The organism is Maribacter arenosus (assembly GCF_014610845.1).
Classification (GTDB): Bacteria; Bacteroidota; Bacteroidia; order Flavobacteriales; family Flavobacteriaceae; genus Maribacter_A; species Maribacter_A arenosus.
In genome coordinates, this window is record NZ_JABTCG010000001.1 from 395,809 (window position 1) to 414,619 (window position 18,811).

The following is an 18,811-nucleotide window of genomic DNA, read 5'->3' on the forward strand; positions in this document are numbered from 1 at the left end:
TGGCAAATTTCTTCGCCAAGGTTTCTATCTATTATGTTGTTGTTTTTTTATTCGCAGGCTACATCTTCACCTGTGCTGTCCCAGCAATGCCAAAGTTCATCCTCAAAGTGGGTATACGCCATCACACGACCATAAAAGTCAGTGCTATTCCATTCAATGTTCACATCTACAAATTCTTCATACTGGGCGTCATATACATGAACATTATAAAATACATCATAATCACCATCCTGTAATCCGTATTCCAAATAACTGCCCATGAACAGGTCATCACTATCCTCATCATTCATTTCACGTACCCAGGTGTATTTGATACTTCCAATTTCGTCATTTTCACGACTCCATTCAATGTCGATCATTCGATGTGGCCGCTCGGGACTTTGGTAAAGTGTCCATTCCCCGCTATTTCCATCTAAATCCGAGACGCCCGAGAACCATAGAAACTCATCAAAAGCACCGGTTCCAATTTTTGTGACATACATTTTCCATATCACTTCCTCGCTTGTCAATTCCCCGGTAAGTCTTGCTGTATATTCGCTTGCAAAACCATCAACGGTATATGACCATTGCCATGTATTTTCACCGATCAATTCAGCCTTATGGGCAAAGGCACCTTTAAACGAAATTACAGGAACCGCTAAATTTGTGAACAATGCGGTGTTCCAGAAACCTACCACTATTCTTGGATAGAGCCAATTTTCACCTACTTTGGCCGCTGAAGCACTCTGTTTGCCTGAATCAGACGAATCATCTAAAAAATCACTGAAGTCCATCGCCATTGATTCATAGGGTGGCAATTCCAGAGCATTTGTATCAACATTGTCCTCTGACTTGTCACAAGAAACATTGAATACCAAAATAAAAGCCAAAAGGGCCATTCCGATACTAGTTTTTATTTTCATAACATTTGGGTTTTTCATACTATTATTTTTTACAATCCTATAAACGAAAAAAATAGGTCAAAATTGTTTGGCACCTTTTTTTTTGGTATTGAGTTTTATTTCCAACTCTACATACGCTGTCCCTTTACCTCTCAAAAAAATAAATTTGATGGCACAAAATCCCAACTGCGAATTGAGATGAGTATTAACAATCCATACAATTAATAAGTGGGAATCGGGGCAAATCTTCACAGCAAAAAGACAAAACGGTTTGATTACCAGCAAGATGTGTCATAAATGGATATTTTTTCGTAACTTCTTACAAAGTTTTGTTCCGCTACCTATAAGGCTAAAACTACGGCCTTGTACGCGATTTTTTTACCCCGAATAGTATTCCAATAGTGTGGAATATCAGGATAACAAAATTAATAGCAAATGAAAATTTCAAGAATCATAGCGCTACTCGTTCTTTTCTGCACCGCATTTATGATTTCTTGTGATCTCGATTTATTTGATGGTGAAGACGATGACATCAATTTAGTTGCTAAGTTTAATGATAGAATCGGACCTTTAGAGATTGAGGAAATTGTATATGGTAATTGGAAAGGCACAAATCACATTCAAGGGATTTGTTTTGACCAAAATACTTTATTCATATCGAACACCAAGCAACTAATAACTTACAGCAAGGACAAGGAGAAAGTTATTGCGGAACAAAGATGCCATGAATTATCAGGTGAGGAATGTAAAGCGTTCCATTATGGGGACCCTGCTTTTTATAAAAGTGATTTATGGGTACCCTTAAGCACTTCTAAAAAATGGAAAGAGGATTATTATTGTCATCAAAACAAACTCTTAAAATTTGAGGAGGGTATTATCCAGGGAGTTCATATGCCTAAGATTTATTTATTGGATTTTCCGGGTCATGTTGGTGCTGTCGAGATTTTAAATGATAAAGTATATGTGGCAGGCAAGGATATTAATACTGACTGGCCACATGATGATAATTGCCATGAAGAACAGATTATTTATGTCTATAATTTGGAAAACCTTGTTGAAAATACCTGCAATTTGCATAATGACGTGTTGAGTTTTACGGCTCACGGCAAAAATGGGATTCAGAATTTAGCGGAATTCGGTTCGAATAGTTTGCTTGTCACCGCTTATAAATGTGAGGATGACCCAAGTGATTATGTTTACTTATTAGACCTCGAAACAGGAGTGCATACCTTATATCGCCCAGATAATTGGGCATATGGTGTAGCTATGAATGATAATGGAATGCTCTATTTCTGCGAAGACAACAGGAATACTTCGGCAATAACAATAAATGCAATTGTTCCATAAGTCAATGGGCTCATACCATACTGACCAAGATTGATAAAAGTCTTTGCTGTGCTTTAATATTTTGCACTTTCATTGGTCACGGAAGTTCGCTTGATGAATGCACGTAAATCATTATTGGCCTTTTGCAGGTCTTCACGACGCAAGTACATCATATGTCCGCTCCGATAGCCCCTGAACTCAAAACGGTCTTTCATACGGCCGCTAGGATCTACTTGCCACATGGTGTATTTGGCATTGAAATAGGTCGTAGCACCATCGTAGTAGCCAGATTGTACCAAAACATTCAAATAAGGATTCTGTGCCATGGCTTGGCGAAGATTTTCACGGGTTTCATCATCCTCATTGTTCCATGGACGCACTGGTCCGAACATATTGTATTTGATGTCGGTTTTGAAATTCAATTCTTCTTGTAGATAGTAGTTTATTGCCGGGGTAAAACTGTGTAGCCACGAAGTTAATTCGGCACTATAATCAGGACGGGTACCCATTAATTCACGATCTATACCCAAATACCGTGAATCTAAACGACCTGTAGTAAATCCGCCCTGCTCTTTTAATAGGTTTTTCCAAAAATACCCAGTAGGGACCACTAAATTTAGGTCTAAAATCTCTTTTTCAGATAAACCCGAATAATAGGCGATTTTTTCGGCCACGGCAATTCTCTCGGCCTCACCAATAAATCCACCTTTGGCTAGTGCTGGTATGAGGGTATTAAGGGTATAATTTTCAGATTCTGGTAAAATCTCCAATAAATCTTTGTTTTGTAATTCTGGAGGTAATGCTTTATGGTGCCAAGCTGCGGCTGTATAATACGGAAGGTTCAAGGCATCCGAAACAGGACCTCCTGTTCGAATGACCTTATAATCGGCCGGGGACACCATGATCACCCCGTTTAAATACATCCATTGTTGGTTTTGCAACGCCAATGAAAGCCCCATAACCCGCGTGCCCCCATAACTTTCACCAATAATGTATTTCGGGGAACGCCATCTATTGTTCCTGGTCACAAACGTGTTTAACCATTCTGCCAAATACTTGATATCGGCATTTATTCCAAAAAACGTATCCCGATCCACCTCTTTCCCTGTTTCTGGTATGGTGCGCGAGTAGCCTGTATTGGCAGGGTTAACATATACAATATCGGTAACATCCAAAACGGAATATGGGTTGTGGTCTACACCGTAGGGTTGTACCGGATATCCTTCATCGTCGATTTTTAGAATTCTAGGGCCGGTATAGGCCAGATGCATCCAAACCGAACCTGAGCCCGGACCTCCATTAAAGGAAATCAATAGGGGTCTGGAGGCTTGGTCTTTTACATTGTTCCTCGTATAGTAGGTAAAATGCAAAGCGGCTATAGGTTTACCTTCTGCATCCCAAACAGGTTGCGTACCCGTTTTTGCCGTATAATTAATGGGAGTGCCATTAATAGTCACATTGTGTTGCGTGGTTATCACAGTATCTACAGGCAATTTTCGTTCTTGGGCATTCGCAAGGGAAAGGCCTATAACAAGGCAAAATGATAGGATGGTATTTTTCATTTATATTAGCTTTTAGTCTTGATCTTAAAAGTAGGTATTTTGGGCTAAGCCGTAAAATTTCAACTTTTAAATTAGAATTTTTCAAAGACTCCAAGTCCAAATAAGGCAAAATCATACTTCACGGGATCATTCGGATCGAATATTCGTAGTGCGGAATCCAGTTCATTCAAGGCTTTTGCATCATTCTGTTTACGTTTTAATAATCCGAGTTTTCGAGCCACATTACCAGAATGCACGTCCAAGGGGCATGAGAGTTGGCTGGGGTCGATTTTTTTCCAAAGCCCGAAATCGACGCCTGTCGACGCGTCCCTGACCATCCAACGAAGAAACATATTCAAACGTTTGGCTGCAGATCCCTTTAAGGGATCGGAAACATGTTTTGTGGTTCTATGTTGGTGGGGCAATTCAAAGAAAACCTTTTTGAATTCAGAAATTGATTTTTGTACGGAATTATTCTCGATATGTGAGGAAAACAAACCTTCAAGTCCCCTATGATTCATATAAATATTTTTTAGGGCCTTTACAAAATAGACTAGATCGGTATGATTGAAGGTTCGATGAACAAATCCCTTAAATTTTGCCAAATCACCCGGAGAATGGTTTAGGATAAAATTATAAGGTTCATTATCCAACAAATGCATCATTTCGGAGGCATTTTTGATAATACTTTTTCGGTTACCCCATGCAATTGTTGCCGTAAGGAAGGCACTGATTTCAATATCCTCTTTTGTGCTGTACTTATGTGGTATTTGAATGGGATCACTCTCCAAGAAGCGTGGATGATTATATTTTGAGACTTTAATATCTAAAAACTCTTTGAGCTCTATTTGGGTCATAATAAGGGCCTGTCTGTATAATCGACCCATTCAATACCTGTTGCATCGGTAATAAGCCCATCGACCATGGTCAGTTTTCTATCGGCAAGGTCGGCCAATTCCCGGTTATGGGTGACGATAACAAAGGTTTGTCCAAATTTGTCGCGTAATTCAAAAAAAAGTTTGTGAAGATTGTCTGCACTCTCGGAGTCTAGATTTCCACTAGGTTCATCAGCAAAAATCACGGATGGATTGTTGATCAACGCCCTTGCAACTGCAACCCGTTGTTGTTCACCCCCTGAAAGCTCGCTGGGTTTATGGTGTAGACGATGGGATAGCCCTAAAAAATCCAGTAGTTCCTTCGCCCTTTGTTCAACCTCATTTCGAGGTGTTTTTTTTATAAATCCCGGTATACAAACATTTTCCAAAGCTGTGAATTCGGGTAAAAGCTGATGGAATTGGAAAATGAATCCAATATTTTCATTTCTGAACCTTGCTATTTCCCTATCTGAAAGATCCGTTACTTCCACATTTTTTATCAACAGCCTACTATCCACTTTATTACTTTGAACATCCAATGTTCCCAAGATTTGCAGTAAAGTTGTCTTGCCGGCCCCTGAAGGTCCTACAATCGATACGATTTCCCCTTCCTTTATATGAAGGTCGACCCCTTTCAACACTTGTAAATCCCCGTAATACTTTTGAATATTGGTGGCCTGGATCATTATAATTTGGTTTGTGGTTCGAAAATTAAACAATAGTGCAGACATACCAAAAGAAGGTTATCAATAACAATCGCGTTTTCTTGTTTTGTTTTAATGATTTTAGTACTAAATTGTCAAAAAGAATTTTTTACGACTAACTTTGAACTTGGTCGTAAGGTATCACTTCAAGTTGATACTTACTCATTATTAGAAAATATCAAAATGGCACCATATAAAAATTTAGAAGAATATAATCTGGAAATAACAAACGATGTCAAAGAACGATATTCGAAGATTATAGAAGAAATAGGGGAGGATGTATTACGGGAAGGTTTGGTAAAAACCCCGGAACGTGCTGCAAAGGCGATGCTTTTCCTGACGCAAGGCTATCTGCAGGATGCTGCAACCATATTAAAGAGTGCCATGTTCAAGGAATCGTATAACGAAATGGTCATCGTTAAGGATATTGAACTTTATTCGTTATGCGAACATCATATGCTACCTTTTTTCGGAAAGGCCCATATCGCATATATCCCTAACGGACATATTGTGGGTCTTAGTAAGTTGCCACGTATTGTCGATGTTTTTGCAAGAAGATTACAGGTCCAGGAAAGGTTGACAGAACAAATACTCGATTGTATTAACGACACCTTGAAACCACAAGGGGTGGCCGTGGTCATTGAAGCTTCCCATATGTGCATGATGATGCGTGGGGTACAAAAACAGAATTCGGTAACCACAACCTCTGGTTTTAGGGGGAGTTTTGTAAAAGAGGAAACCCGAAACGAATTTTTAAAATTGATCAGTTCAAAGCTGTCTTAGGCTTAAAAAGTATATACATTTTAATATGGCATCCTTGTTGCCCTGCATATAGCATTTATAAATTTAGAAATGTCAACTACTAAAGATAAAAAATACCAAACCCTATTGTTGGGATTATTGTTCGATGGTATTGGGATGTTATCATTTGCCGTTCCTTTTATAGGTGATTTCTCGGACATCATTTGGGCCCCCTTGGCAGGCTGGTTAATGACCAGAATGTATAAGGGCAAAATTGGTCAAGCAGCTGGGGTTTTCACTTTTATAGAGGAAATTATACCCGGATTGGATGTGGTTCCCTCCTTTACCATAATGTGGATATACACCTATTTGATAAAAGGTTCTAAAAAAGGAAAGTTAATCGATAGCAAAACGGGTTGATTAACTTTCCTTTCTAATTTAAAAAGGGATACTTAGAGCCAATGAGATATTTCGTCCTATATTGGGTATTCCATCCGATTTTAATCGGGATAGGTGGGCAATGTAGCTTGTATCAAAAATATTTTGGGCACTCACCCTAACTTCTACCTTAGTATTGAAAGCCATAACATCGCCTCCAGCACCCAAATCCACCAGGTTATAACCTGCGGAAGGGTCTTCGAAATTTCCGACCTTATCTTGTCGGAACACCGATTTTAGGCTAACAAATGCATAGTTATTTGTAACCCATTTTTTTGGGTTTATAAATTCGACCCTTATTGTATTGGTAAGGCTGTTTGCGGGAATTAAAGGCAGATAGTCGCTATTATCCTGTTTGCCCACCACGGTTTCAAAACTACTCTCTAAATGCAGCCAATCCAAGGGGTGTGGATGTAAATGAAAACCCAATTCACCTCCATATAATTTGGCATTTTCTTGCTGGTACACAAAAACCTGGTTCTCCCCAACCATTTCACCAGTAGGGCCTATATAAATAAAGTCTTCTACGGCATTGTAGAACCCGTTGACATAAAATTCAAAATGTTTGTTGTTGTATTCCCATGAAATATCCGCCTGTATATTTTGTTCATTATCTAGGTTTGGATCCCCAATTTCATATCGATTAGTACCTTCATGCACCCCATCGGAAGTCAGTTCAGCCAAGTTAGGGGCACGGAACCCCGTAGCCAGATTCAATCTAGCGATACTTTTGGGTGTAAGGTTGAATTTATAACCTATAGCTGCATTGAAACTATTGAAATCACGATCCAGCGCATCATAGATACCACTTAAAGGGGGACTGCTATTGACGTCGCTACGAATATTTCGCCTATCGAAGCGTAATCCCAGTTGCATTCCACTTTCATCCTTGAAATGAATATGGGATGTTGCCAATATCCCGATATCATTGGTCGTTGCATCAGGAATAAATTCCTCCTCCCCAAAATTTTCGTTGGTTTGGTGCATTCCCTGTAATCCTATGATGGTCTCAAGATTTCCCCATTTGGGCAAATCATATTGCAAATTGTAATTGAACGTGGATAGATGCATTTCCAAAGCCGCATTCTCTTTGCTGTCCTCAAATTCCTTGCGATTGTTAAATATATATCCCAATATAGCTTCGATGGTAGAATTCCTAAGGAAAAACTTGGATTTTGAGCTTAAGATATGGTTGGCTATTTCTTGATAGGGCAATTCAGGTGATCGCTCTGTAGATTGTTCACCGATTTCTTCGGGTATTCCAAAATCCGAATTCGTATAATTATATCGCAGTTCCGTTTTAAATTGGGTAGATTGATACCCCAAACCTGTCTTTAGATCATATTCCTTAAATCGGGAATTGGTTACCCTAGAACCATTGCCCGTCTTATAATCTATATGCGAGGCATAACTTCCCCTTAAAAGAAACTTCATTCTCCCCTGTGAAGTCCGTATACCTGCATCAGTACTTAAACCTTGGGTATTCGAAAAATAATTCATATTTACATCGCCCTCAGTGGTATTTACATTGGCAAATTTTTCAGGATTGAAATAAAGGACACCTCCCATGGCATCCGAACCATACAACAAGGAGGCTGGGCCTTTTATAACTTCTACACTTTCTAGTCCGGCACCATTGATGCCCAGTCCGTGTTCGGCCCCAAATTGTTGATTTTCCATACGTATCCCTTGAGTATAAACAAGAACCCTATTGGCACTCAACCCTCGGATAACGGGCTTTCCGATTCCCATTCCGGTTGAAACGTTCTCAACGCCCGCAATGTGGGTTATGCCATCGGTCAGGGTAAGGGCACCTGAAGTTTTGAGCCCTTTCATATTGGCACGTTCCACTTTCATCACATTCTCGCTTTGGAGTTTATGAAATGGGGTGGAGACGATAACTTCTTGCATTTCAATGACACTTGGGGTCAGGGCAACGTTCAAAGTGTTTACCCCTTTATTTATCGGTACTGATTTCGAAAAAGTTTCAAACCCGATGTATGAAATAACAAGGATATACTCACCTTTGGGTAAATCACCGATTTCAAATTCACCCTGGTCATTGGTCGAAGTGCCTTTCTCCAACTCAGGTAAGTATATAGAAACTTGATCTAATGGAACCATATCTTCTTTGTTTGTAATGGTCCCGGATAACGTATTTTGGGCATATCCCCATTGGAGGGAAAAGGCCACAAGTAGCAATAGCATAAGATGCTTCATAATAGAATTGAATTTAGTAGTGAAAAAATAGTTAACCTAAAATTCTATGAAGCCATCGGTGGGCCCCTAAGGGCAAAATGTAGTTTTTGGAATTTGCTTAAAAAAGTATAGTGGAATGTAATCTTGCTGGAGTTCCGTACATCTATAGGTATTGGTATAAACACCAACGGGGATGTATACACGGGCGATAGATTAAAATCTTGAAAGTCACAGTCTAATTCGACTTCATGCATATGTAATTCCCCTACTATTGCACATTCGATGTTTTTATGTTCATAAAGTGCATGGGAAATCTTAACTATAGAAGGGCTACTCAAAAACACCACTAATAGTATGGACAGGAGGGACATGAAATTTTTGTGTTCGGTGAATTTCATTTTCCAAATTTAACCATTAAACCGACCATGATACTGTTAAGAAAAATTTAATTTATTTGAGGAGAAAACCAAGTCCAAGCCTGCGGATCATTTTCTTTTCAAAATTCCAGAAAAATTTGAATTGACCAAAAAGCCATCCAAAAGCAACCAATAAGATTTGATAGGTAGGAAAGATGAGTAGAATTCGAATGATCCAGTATAGCCATGCATTGGTGGTTTCCCGATCAAGCCCGATAAATCCGGTAATAGGCGCAACAAGCTTAACGGCCGTAGTTCCTGTAACGGCGAACACTATAAAAATAACAAGTATCTGAAAATTGGAATCAATGCCCCAACGTTTCTTTAGTTTTTCCATAGGAGATTTTCTCAAAGTTTCAAATATACCCCTTAAATTCGAGGTAGAAAAGGACCTAGTCGTTGGTTGTATTTTCGTTGAAAGTAGATGAAATAATTGAACAGTTTATAATTTACCTCATAACCATAATCTATATTTGGGCTATAATCGATTTGTAGTTCATATAGACTAGGGTCATACCGGAAGGGTTGTAAAACCCTTTGATTCCATTCAGTGACGTAAATTTTATTTCGGTTCTCCAAGTAGGATTGTGTATAATACCCTTCGGGTTTCGCAATACTCTGCAACCAAAAGTTAAAACCTGGTTCAATTATGATAATCTCATATTCAATATCGTTGCTGGCAATTTTAATGGTATCCCCTTCTTGTTTGGCAAAGGCCAATTTTTCCTCATCCGAAACTGTTATGGCTTCCTTAGTACTTCCACAACTACTCCCAATGACGACCATTACCAACAAAAATCCAAAAATCTGAAAAAAACGATGTTTCATAGCGATGTACATTCCCAATAGTAATTTAGTCCAAATAGTTTGGAGAACCTTACCCTGGGTTGCTTTTAAGATACAAAAAAAGCCGCTTATTGTTTAAGCGGCTATGTCAATTTAAGTTATTGTGCAGATTTATTTTCCGAAAAGACCACCGAGCAATCCGCCCAATCCACTTTTCTTTTTGCCACCACCCATTACCATTCCGGCAACATCATCTAGAATACTGCCGTCACCGTCAGCATCTAGCAAAGTAGTAATAAGACTTTGGTTTTGTTGTGGTTGACCACCTAACATACTGCCCAATAAGGCATTCATACCACTAGCATCACTTACATTGCTTTGCGATTTTTGTCTTCCAAGGAAGCCCATGACAATCGGGGCCGCGATTTTTAAGATATTAGCAACAGAACCGGCATCCAGTCCAGATTTTTGACTTAATGCATTTTCTACCTGCGGTTGCTTGTTGCCGAAAACATGACCTAAAATTCCCGCGCCATCATTCATGACATTTTCATCAACACCTCCACCGAATAATCCACCAAGGTTGTCCAAGATACTACCATCGTGTTTCGAGGAAAGTGCACTCATTAATCCCTCTGCTCCTTGGGGTGAGGATACATTTTTTTTCATTGCCCCTAAAAGTAAGGGCATCGCCATGCTCAACACATCAGCAGTTTTGTTTTCAGGTTGACCGGTTTGTCCAGCTACACCACTAATAAGTTGTTTGCCCATAGGGCTGTTAAGTAAATCTAATAATCCAGATGACATTTTATAGTTAATTTAAAATTAGTCCTGTAATGTACAAAAAAGAGTTAACGTAATTCCTCTAACCAATTGGGAATATTATTTCAATAGGGAAATAATCTGAGAGGCCAATTCACTTCCAATACGGTCTTGGGCTTCTCCCGTAGCTGCCCCGATATGTGGGGTTAGCGATATTTTGGGGTGCATAAGGATTTTGATTTCCGGTTTGGGTTCTGACTCGAATACATCCAACCCTGCAAAGGAAACTTTTCCCTCTTCAATGGCTTCGAGAAGGGCTACTTCGTCAATTACCCCGCCACGTGCCGCATTTACGATGCCGACACCTTCTTTCATGATATTGAATTCACTTTTGCCTATGATGTATTCTTTCTGGGCAGGGACGTGCAGCGAAATGAAGTCCGCTTGTTGTAAGAGTTCTGATTTGGGCACACTTTTAAAATCAAAAGAAACCGTTTGCCCATCAAAAAAGTTGATTGTTATTGACGCTTTATCAATAAATGGATCCGTGTAGACAACCTTCATACCGATGCCTAATGCAATTTTTGCCGTTGCTTGACCAATTCGTCCAAAACCTATAACTCCCAGTGTCTTTCCTCTTAGCTCCGAACCACCTGCGTACGCTTTTTTTAGCTGTTTGAATTTGCTATCACCTTCTAAGGGCATATTTCTATTGGCGTCGTATAAAAAACGTACCCCTCCGAACAAATGGGCAAAAACCAATTCTGCAACGGATTCGGAGGAAGCGGCAGGTGTATTGATCACATGTAATCCTTTTTCTTTGGCATAGGCCACATCAATATTATCCATACCGACCCCACCACGTCCTATGAGTCGTAAAGACGGACAATTGTCGATAATATCTTTCCGGACCTGAGTGGCACTTCGCACCAATAATCCGACGATGTCATTTTGATTGATATAATGTATAAGTTGTTCTTGGGCCACTGTTGTCGTGAGGACTTCAAAGCCTGCAGCTTCAAGTTCTGCTATTCCAATTTGTGAGATACCGTCGTTTGCTAAAATTTTCATTTTGAATATTGATTAACCTTTTCGTTCCATTTCACTCATAACATCAACAAGAACACCAACACTTTCAAGGGGCATTGCATTGTACATAGAAGCCCTGTACCCACCAACGGAACGATGCCCGTTGATTCCATTGATTCCTGCTTCCTTCCACATCGTGTCGAAAGTATCCTTTAATTTGTCCTCCGTTAAATTGAAGGTAGCGTTCATATTAGAACGATCTTCTTTATTGGCATAGCCATCAAAAAGTGGATTTAAATCAATTTCTGAATACAACAACTGCGCTTTTTTTTCATTGATTTCTTCAATGGCGGAAATGCCGCCCAAGTTCTTCAGCCACTCCAATGTCAACATTGAAGTATAAACGGCAAATACAGCAGGCGTATTGAACATACTATCCTTACTGATATGTACGCTATAATCCAACATGGAAGGAATTTCCCTTGTCACTTTCCCAAGTATATCTTCCTTGACCACGACCAAAGTAGTACCAGCTGGGCCCATATTTTTTTGTGCCCCGGCATAAATCAAATCGAACTGTGAAAAATCCAATTGTCTAGAAAAGATATCCGAACTCATATCACAGACCAAAGGGATTTCGACCTTAGGGAATTTTTTCAGTTGGGTGCCGAAAATGGTGTTGTTAGAGGTTAAATGCAGATAATCCAATCCTTTAGGGATGGTATAGCCTTTAGGTATATAGTTGAAATTTTCATCCTTGGAAGAACCAACTTCGACCACTTCCCCGAAAAGACGAGCCTCTTTTAACGCTTTGCTACTCCATGTTCCCGTATTCAAGTACCCCGCTTTTGTTTCGAGCAGGTTATAAGCCACCATGAGAAACTGTAGGCTTGCACCGCCCTGAAGGAACAAGGCCTGATAGCCTTTACCCTCTAGACCGAGCAGTTCAAGAGAAAGTGCGCGGGCTTTATCCATAACCTCGACAAAATCCTTGCTTCTATGTGAAACTTCGATAAGGGAGAGACCTGATCCATTAAAATCCATTATAGCCTCAGAGGCTTTTAGAAACACCTCTTGCGGTAAAATACAAGGGCCGGCACTAAAATTATGTTTTTTCATTTGTACTATAAATTTAGAATTCAAAGGTCATGAATTATATGGGAACTACCAGTATGTTTTTAATTTTATTGGACTATGTTTTTAACAGGAATTCAACAGTATCGACACCATCGGCATAATCATACAATCCTGGTTTTTGAGTAAAGCCAAACTCCACTTCATCGTCAAAAAGGCCATTGGATACGACGCATTGGATTTTTTCCTTTTCCAATTCAATACGTTTTTTAAGTTGGTCCAATGATTGGTATTCCTCATAGAACAAGGTTGCAATGGGTGATGCGTAATTATTATCCTCCTTAAGCATTAAGAATCCGTTATCCAAAAGTTTAAATTCACTCATTAAATAAACTGCCTTGTTATAATCGTAGTTGTTCGCGTATTTAGCTTGGTTTATAATGGGGTTATAATCGAATATGGCTTCAAAAAAAGCATCAAAATTATAGGTTTTGGGAACAAATACCTTGGATACACTTCTGCATCCCAAACCGTAGTATCGAAAAATATCCTCCCCCAATCCTTTTAGCTGCTCTTTGGTTTCATTTCCGGTGAGTACCGCCACAGAATTGCGATTCTTACGTATAATATGGGGTTTGTTGCCAAAATAATATTCAAAATAACGGGCTGTATTGTCACTTCCAGTCGCTATTACTGCATCATAGTTTTCCAATTTAGTTTCACAAAATTCGATTTCCTCTCTAAGGGACGGTTCCTCTGATATCAAATATTTGGAGATGAAAGGTAACAATACGTTATCGTTGGAAGATAGTTTAATGACTGCCCTGTTCCCTGTTAGGATCACCGAAAGAAAATCATGGAAACCAACTAAAGGAATATTACCGGCCATGATCAAGGCCACCGATTTGGATATGTTTTTTTTAACGTCATAACGTGATATCCAATTCGTAAGATTATCTTCCGTAAGAATGTTTCCCCAGCTTTCCAATGCGAAGAGGATATTCTCCTTGGTGAACCATCCATTCTTATGTCCGGCTAACAAAATCACTTCTTCCAATTTGGAATGCCAATGGTTTTCCAAGGGTGCAATGTTTCCAATTTTTTGGGAATCAGAAAACTCTCGAAAGAATTCCCCAAGTTTTGCAAATGATTTTATTCTTTTTGTCTGGTCGACCATACTATTTGTAAAGAAATGAATAAGGGTTTACCTTTGGGCAAAAATAAGCATGCTATTGTTAATTCAGTTTAAAAGAAAAAGAAAATTATGGCTATTATTATTACAGACGAGTGTATAAACTGTGGGGCTTGTGAACCAGAGTGCCCAAATACGGCAATTTATGAAGCTGCTGATGATTGGCGTTATAGTGATGGCACATCATTAAAAGGAGATGTTGTGTTGCCCAATGGTAGTGCTGTCAATGCAGAAGATGTTCAAGAACCTGTTAGCGATGAATATTATTATATTGTCCCTGATAAATGTACGGAATGTAAAGGGTTTCATGATGAGCCCCAGTGTGCGGCGGTGTGCCCCGTGGATTGTTGTGTGCCCGATGAAGATCATGTGGAAACCGAAACCCAATTGTTAGCCAAGCAAAAGTTCATGCACCCAGATGGATAGACCTTTATGACCACTTCGCTTTTCGAATCGAAAGCTAAGACTAAAAATACAAACTTTGCTTAAACGCATATTTTCCCGTATGTACTTGTTTTAGCGAGAATATGAGATTTATACCATGCTGGTTGGTTAATTATTCGAAGCAAATTTCCCTAGTGTACTCCGAACGATTATATTTGCAGCCGAATTAAGAAAATGAGTAGTCTAGGCTTTTGTTTCTTGGCTCTAACAACTAAAAAATATGAAAGCAGGTATTGTAGGATTACCAAACGTGGGGAAGTCCACCTTATTCAATTGTTTGTCTAATGCAAAGGCGCAAAGTGCGAACTTTCCATTTTGTACCATAGAGCCTAATATCGGAGTGGTCAATGTTCCTGATTCAAGATTAGAGAAATTAGAGGCTATAGTTCATCCTGAACGTGTATTGCCAGCAACCGTTGAAATCGTTGATATTGCCGGACTGGTAAAAGGGGCAAGCAAAGGGGAGGGACTCGGGAACCAATTTTTGGGAAATATTCGAGAAACCGACGCTATTCTTCATGTACTCCGTTGTTTTGACAACGACAATATTGTCCATGTTGATGGTTCGGTGGACCCTATTCGGGATAAGGAAACCATTGATATGGAGTTACAGTTGAAAGACCTTGAAACTGTAGATAAAAAATTGGATAAGGTTAAAAGAGCCGCAAAAACAGGGAATAAGGAAGCCCAAAAAGAGGAAGCCGCTTTAATGAAAGTCAAAAAAGGCTTAGAGGCAGGTGTCTCAGTTCGTGCAATAACGCTTTCAAAGGATGAACGAAAGGAGTATGTAACCCCTTTACAGTTTATCACCGACAAACCCGTGATGTATGTCTGCAATGTAGATGAAGAGGCTGCTGTATCGGGCAATGAATATGTAGAAAGGGTAAAAGCTGCGGTAGCGAATGAAAAGGCGGAAGTGGTCGTCCTTGCGGTAGGTACAGAGGCTGATATTACGGAATTGGAGACGTATGAAGAACGCCAAATGTTTTTGGAAGATCTAGGGCTGTCCGAACCTGGTTCGGCCAAACTGATTCGCGGCGCCTATCGGTTATTGGACTTGGAAACCTATTTCACCGCAGGTGAAAAGGAAGTAAGGGCATGGACCATTCCCGTGGGTGCTACCGCACCCCAAGCAGCAGGAGTGATTCATACCGATTTTGAAAAAGGGTTTATTAGGGCCGAGGTAATCTCTTATGAGGACTATATTACCTATGGTAGTGAAGCCAAAGTAAAGGAAGCCGGTAAAATGCGTGTTGAAGGAAAGGAGTATATCGTTCAGGATGGGGACGTTATGCATTTTAGATTCAACGTTTAAATTTCAATTCCTCGTATTCTAATGGAATGACCGTGATACGTAGATATCTACTTTGGGTATTGTATTTCGAATCGTTCGGTTTTCATCTTTAAAATCGAAAGTTATAGGTTGGCCGGATGGTTATAAAAGCGTCGGCCTCAGGAAGTGGCATATTGTTCGCCATAACAGGAATTGTATTGTTTTCCGCCAAAGCGGTCATGGTGAAAATGGCCTATGCCTATGATATTGACCATTTAACACTTTTGTTGTTCCGAATGGGGTTCGCCTTTCCTTTTTATCTCCTTATTGCCTTTTGGAAAAAACCCTTACATCCAAAAGTAATTACCACGAAAGACTATTTGTGGATCTTGTTTTTTGGTTTTGTAGGGTACTATCTGGCCAGTCTTTTCGATTTTATGGGCCTGCAGCATTTAAAAGCCGGCTTGGAACGTATTATCTTGTTTATTTACCCGACTATGGTAGTTCTGTTATCATGGTTCTTCTTTAAAAAACGAATAACCAAGATTCAGACCCTGGCTATCATAATCACCTATATCGGTATATTTATTACGTTTTGGGATGAGGTTGCCATGAATGATACTTCGGTACTGCTGGGAGGAACGTTAATTTTCTTAAGCGCGTTTACCTATGCTTCTTATTTGGTTGGCAGTGGTTGGCTAATCCCTAAATTCGGGGTAATACAATTTACCTCTTATGCTATGATCGTTTCCACTTTATGCATAATGCTGCATTATCTCTTGGTAAACGGATTCCATCTTTCCAACTATCCTAATGAGGTATATATATTGGGTTTGGCCATGGCTATTTTCTCCACTTTGGTGCCATCATTTTTAGTTTCGGCGGCTATAGGCCGATTAGGGGCTTCGACCTTTTCCATATTTGGGAGTTTAGGCCCAGTATCAACTATAATACTGGCTTTTTTCTTTCTTGATGAGCGAATTTCACTGTTTCAGATTTTCGGAATGATTATTGTCATTGCCGGGGTTTCCTTGGTTTCAGGAAAAAAAGGGTCCTAACAACGAGCAAAAAGGGTCTTCGGTTTTATGTATTTGGTTTTTGAAGTACGCCGGATCCATAACATTTAGGATTACTTACATTGAATTATATGAACAAAATTGGTATTTTCGTTGTTGATTACTTTCCGAGCCAAAAGCTTTGAATTTTGCTTTGAAATTTTATATTAGCGGGGGTAATCCCCGATGAACTATGGCTGAGTCCCAATATACAGAAGAAAATATTCGATCACTTGACTGGAAGGAGCATATTCGCTTACGACCAGGAATGTATATCGGAAAATTGGGAGATGGCTCATCGGCTGATGATGGCATCTATATTCTACTAAAAGAAACCATTGATAACTGTATCGATGAGTTTGTAATGGGGGCAGGCAAGACCATCGAAATCGCTATTAAGGATAATGTCGTAAAAGTCCGTGATTATGGCCGTGGAATTCCATTGGGAAAGGTTGTGGATGTAGTATCAAAGATGAATACAGGCGGAAAATACGATAGTCGTGCTTTTAAAAAATCGGTCGGACTAAATGGAGTTGGTACCAAAGCGGTCAATGCACTATCAAGTTTTTTTGAAGTGCAATCCTCAAGGGATAACAAGATGAAGACCGCCCAATTCAGTCAAGGGAATCTGGTGTCGGAAGAAGGACCGATCGAAACATCTAAACGAAAAGGCACGAAGGTATCCTTCACTCCAGACGAGGCCATTTTTAAGAAATACAAGTACAGAAACGAGTATATAGAGCGCATGCTCAAGAACTATGTGTATCTGAATCCGGGTTTGACCATTGTTTTTAATGGGGAAAAATTCCATTCCGAAAACGGGCTGAAAGATTTATTGGAAGATAATAATAATGCCGAGGACCTTTTATATCCTATAATCCATTTAAGAGGGGAGGATATTGAGGTTGCAATTACCCATAGCAAAACCCAATATAATGAAGAATACCATTCGTTCGTCAATGGTCAGCATACCACACAAGGCGGGACGCACCAATCCGCCTTTCGAGAGGCTTTGGTGAAGACCATACGTGATTTTTATGGAAAGAACTATGATGCCAGTGATATTCGAAAATCCATCATTTCGGCTATTTCCATAAAGGTAATGGAGCCGGTATTCGAAAGCCAGACCAAGACCAAGCTGGGATCTACCGACATGGGAGGAGATTTTCCGACAGTACGGACTTATATCAATGATTTTGTAGGGAAGTACTTGGATAATTATCTGCACAAAAATCCCGAAACCGCTGAAAAATTGCAACGAAAGATTATGATGGCCGAGAAAGAGCGTAAAGAGCTTTCAGGTATTCGAAAATTAGCTCGGGATCGTGCAAAAAAGGCAAGCCTTCATAATAAAAAATTAAGGGATTGTCGGGTTCATTTAGGCGATATGAAGAATGATCGTCGATTGGAAAGTACCCTGTTCATCACGGAAGGGGATTCAGCTTCTGGGTCCATTACCAAATCACGTGACGTGAATACCCAAGCCGTATTCAGCTTAAGGGGTAAGCCTTTGAATTCGTACGGTATGTCGAAGAAAATCGTATACGAGAACGAGGAATTCAATCTATTACAGGCCGCCTTGAATATCGAGGAATCAATGGAAGAACTGCGATATAACAATGTTGTAATTGCCACCGATGCCGACGTTGATGGCATGCATATTCGACTCTTGTTGATTACGTTTTTCCTTCAGTTTTTCCCAGAATTGATCAAAGAGAACCATCTCTATATTTTGCAAACCCCCTTGTTCAGGGTTCGCAATAAAAAGGAGACCATATATTGTTATAGCGAAGAGGAACGCCGGGAGGCAATCACAAAGTTGACTGGGAAACCTGAAATTACCCGTTTTAAAGGTCTGGGGGAAATCTCCCCGGATGAATTCAAATACTTTATAGGGGAAGATATTCGCTTAGAACCGGTAATGTTAGACAAGGCCATGTCTATTGAGAACTTATTGCAATTTTATATGGGTAAAAACACGCCCGACCGTCAGGAATTCATCATTAACAACCTTAAAGTTGAAATTGACTTAATAGAAGAAAACCAATTATAAATCAAGATAATACGATTCTTTC

18 protein-coding genes are annotated in these 18,811 nt (G+C 39.7%); 7 read left to right on the forward strand and 11 right to left on the reverse strand.

Features of this window, described 5'->3' with window-relative positions; genetic code table 11:
• Positions 1-47 precede the first annotated feature (47 nt).
• The gene (locus tag HPE63_RS01765; protein ID WP_223198022.1) at positions 48-902 is read right to left on the reverse strand and encodes a hypothetical protein; all 855 of its coding nucleotides are present in this window, start codon (positions 900-902) and stop codon (positions 48-50) included.
• 414 nt (positions 903-1,316) lie between these two features.
• Between HPE63_RS01765 and HPE63_RS01770 the strand changes: the two genes are divergently transcribed.
• Positions 1,317-2,228, forward strand: a complete 912-nt coding sequence (locus HPE63_RS01770) for a hypothetical protein (RefSeq protein ID WP_188312508.1) — start codon at positions 1,317-1,319, stop codon at positions 2,226-2,228.
• A gap of 53 nt (positions 2,229-2,281) precedes the next feature.
• Here the strand turns inward: HPE63_RS01770 and HPE63_RS01775 are convergent, their stop codons facing one another.
• From HPE63_RS01775 to HPE63_RS01785, 3 genes are all read right to left on the reverse strand, one after another.
• Entirely contained in the window at positions 2,282-3,769 is a 1,488-nt protein-coding gene (locus HPE63_RS01775) for a S10 family peptidase (protein ID WP_188312509.1), read from the reverse strand.
• Between the two features lie 71 nt (positions 3,770-3,840).
• The gene (locus tag HPE63_RS01780) at positions 3,841-4,605 is read right to left on the reverse strand and encodes a TIGR02757 family protein (protein WP_188313137.1); all 765 of its coding nucleotides are present in this window, start codon (positions 4,603-4,605) and stop codon (positions 3,841-3,843) included.
• Positions 4,602-5,309, reverse strand: a complete 708-nt coding sequence (locus HPE63_RS01785) for an ABC transporter ATP-binding protein (RefSeq protein ID WP_188312510.1) — start codon at positions 5,307-5,309, stop codon at positions 4,602-4,604. Before HPE63_RS01785 ends, HPE63_RS01780 begins: the two co-directional genes overlap by 4 nt.
• 201 nt (positions 5,310-5,510) lie before the next feature.
• Between HPE63_RS01785 and folE the strand changes: the two genes are divergently transcribed.
• Together folE and HPE63_RS01795 are read left to right on the forward strand one after the other, a co-directional pair.
• Complete coding sequence (gene folE, locus HPE63_RS01790) at positions 5,511-6,110, forward strand: GTP cyclohydrolase I FolE (RefSeq protein WP_188312511.1); 600 nt, start codon at positions 5,511-5,513, stop codon at positions 6,108-6,110.
• 69 nt (positions 6,111-6,179) lie between these two features.
• Positions 6,180-6,488, forward strand: coding sequence for a hypothetical protein (locus HPE63_RS01795; RefSeq protein WP_188312512.1), 309 nt, complete (start codon positions 6,180-6,182; stop codon positions 6,486-6,488).
• 18 nt (positions 6,489-6,506) lie between these two features.
• On the opposite strand, the gene HPE63_RS01800 is transcribed toward HPE63_RS01795, so the two are convergent.
• The 7 genes from HPE63_RS01800 to HPE63_RS01830 all read right to left on the reverse strand — a co-directional run bounded on the left by HPE63_RS01800 (position 6,507) and on the right by HPE63_RS01830 (position 13,949).
• Positions 6,507-8,726, reverse strand: coding sequence for a TonB-dependent receptor (locus HPE63_RS01800; protein WP_188312513.1), 2,220 nt, complete (start codon positions 8,724-8,726; stop codon positions 6,507-6,509).
• A 429-nt stretch (positions 8,727-9,155) separates the two neighbouring features.
• Complete coding sequence (locus tag HPE63_RS01805; RefSeq protein WP_188312514.1) at positions 9,156-9,458, reverse strand: DUF6787 family protein; 303 nt, start codon at positions 9,456-9,458, stop codon at positions 9,156-9,158.
• Between the two features lie 32 nt (positions 9,459-9,490).
• Positions 9,491-9,949 (reverse strand): DUF6146 family protein, encoded by a 459-nt coding sequence (locus HPE63_RS01810; protein WP_188313138.1) that lies wholly within the window; start codon positions 9,947-9,949, stop codon positions 9,491-9,493.
• 129 nt (positions 9,950-10,078) lie between these two features.
• Positions 10,079-10,714, reverse strand: a complete 636-nt coding sequence (locus tag HPE63_RS01815; protein ID WP_188312515.1) for a DUF937 domain-containing protein — start codon at positions 10,712-10,714, stop codon at positions 10,079-10,081.
• 75 nt (positions 10,715-10,789) lie between these two features.
• The gene (locus tag HPE63_RS01820; RefSeq protein ID WP_188312516.1) at positions 10,790-11,740 is read right to left on the reverse strand and encodes a D-2-hydroxyacid dehydrogenase; all 951 of its coding nucleotides are present in this window, start codon (positions 11,738-11,740) and stop codon (positions 10,790-10,792) included.
• 12 nt (positions 11,741-11,752) lie between these two features.
• Positions 11,753-12,817 (reverse strand): 3-phosphoserine/phosphohydroxythreonine transaminase, encoded by a 1,065-nt coding sequence (gene serC, locus HPE63_RS01825; protein ID WP_188312517.1) that lies wholly within the window; start codon positions 12,815-12,817, stop codon positions 11,753-11,755.
• A gap of 73 nt (positions 12,818-12,890) precedes the next feature.
• Positions 12,891-13,949, reverse strand: a complete 1,059-nt coding sequence (locus tag HPE63_RS01830; protein ID WP_188312518.1) for an acyl-CoA reductase — start codon at positions 13,947-13,949, stop codon at positions 12,891-12,893.
• Between the two features lie 87 nt (positions 13,950-14,036).
• Between HPE63_RS01830 and HPE63_RS01835 the strand changes: the two genes are divergently transcribed.
• The 4 genes from HPE63_RS01835 to HPE63_RS01850 all read left to right on the forward strand — a co-directional run bounded on the left by HPE63_RS01835 (position 14,037) and on the right by HPE63_RS01850 (position 18,789).
• A complete protein-coding gene (locus HPE63_RS01835; RefSeq protein WP_188312519.1) occupies positions 14,037-14,390 on the forward strand; it encodes a 4Fe-4S dicluster domain-containing protein in 354 nt (117 codons plus the stop codon).
• A 238-nt stretch (positions 14,391-14,628) separates the two neighbouring features.
• Positions 14,629-15,723, forward strand: coding sequence for a redox-regulated ATPase YchF (ychF, locus tag HPE63_RS01840; RefSeq protein WP_188312520.1), 1,095 nt, complete (start codon positions 14,629-14,631; stop codon positions 15,721-15,723).
• A gap of 116 nt (positions 15,724-15,839) precedes the next feature.
• The gene (locus HPE63_RS01845; protein WP_188312521.1) at positions 15,840-16,739 is read left to right on the forward strand and encodes a DMT family transporter; all 900 of its coding nucleotides are present in this window, start codon (positions 15,840-15,842) and stop codon (positions 16,737-16,739) included.
• 190 nt (positions 16,740-16,929) lie between these two features.
• Positions 16,930-18,789, forward strand: a complete 1,860-nt coding sequence (locus HPE63_RS01850; protein WP_188312522.1) for a DNA topoisomerase IV subunit B — start codon at positions 16,930-16,932, stop codon at positions 18,787-18,789.
• The last annotated feature ends 22 nt before the right edge of the window (positions 18,790-18,811 follow it).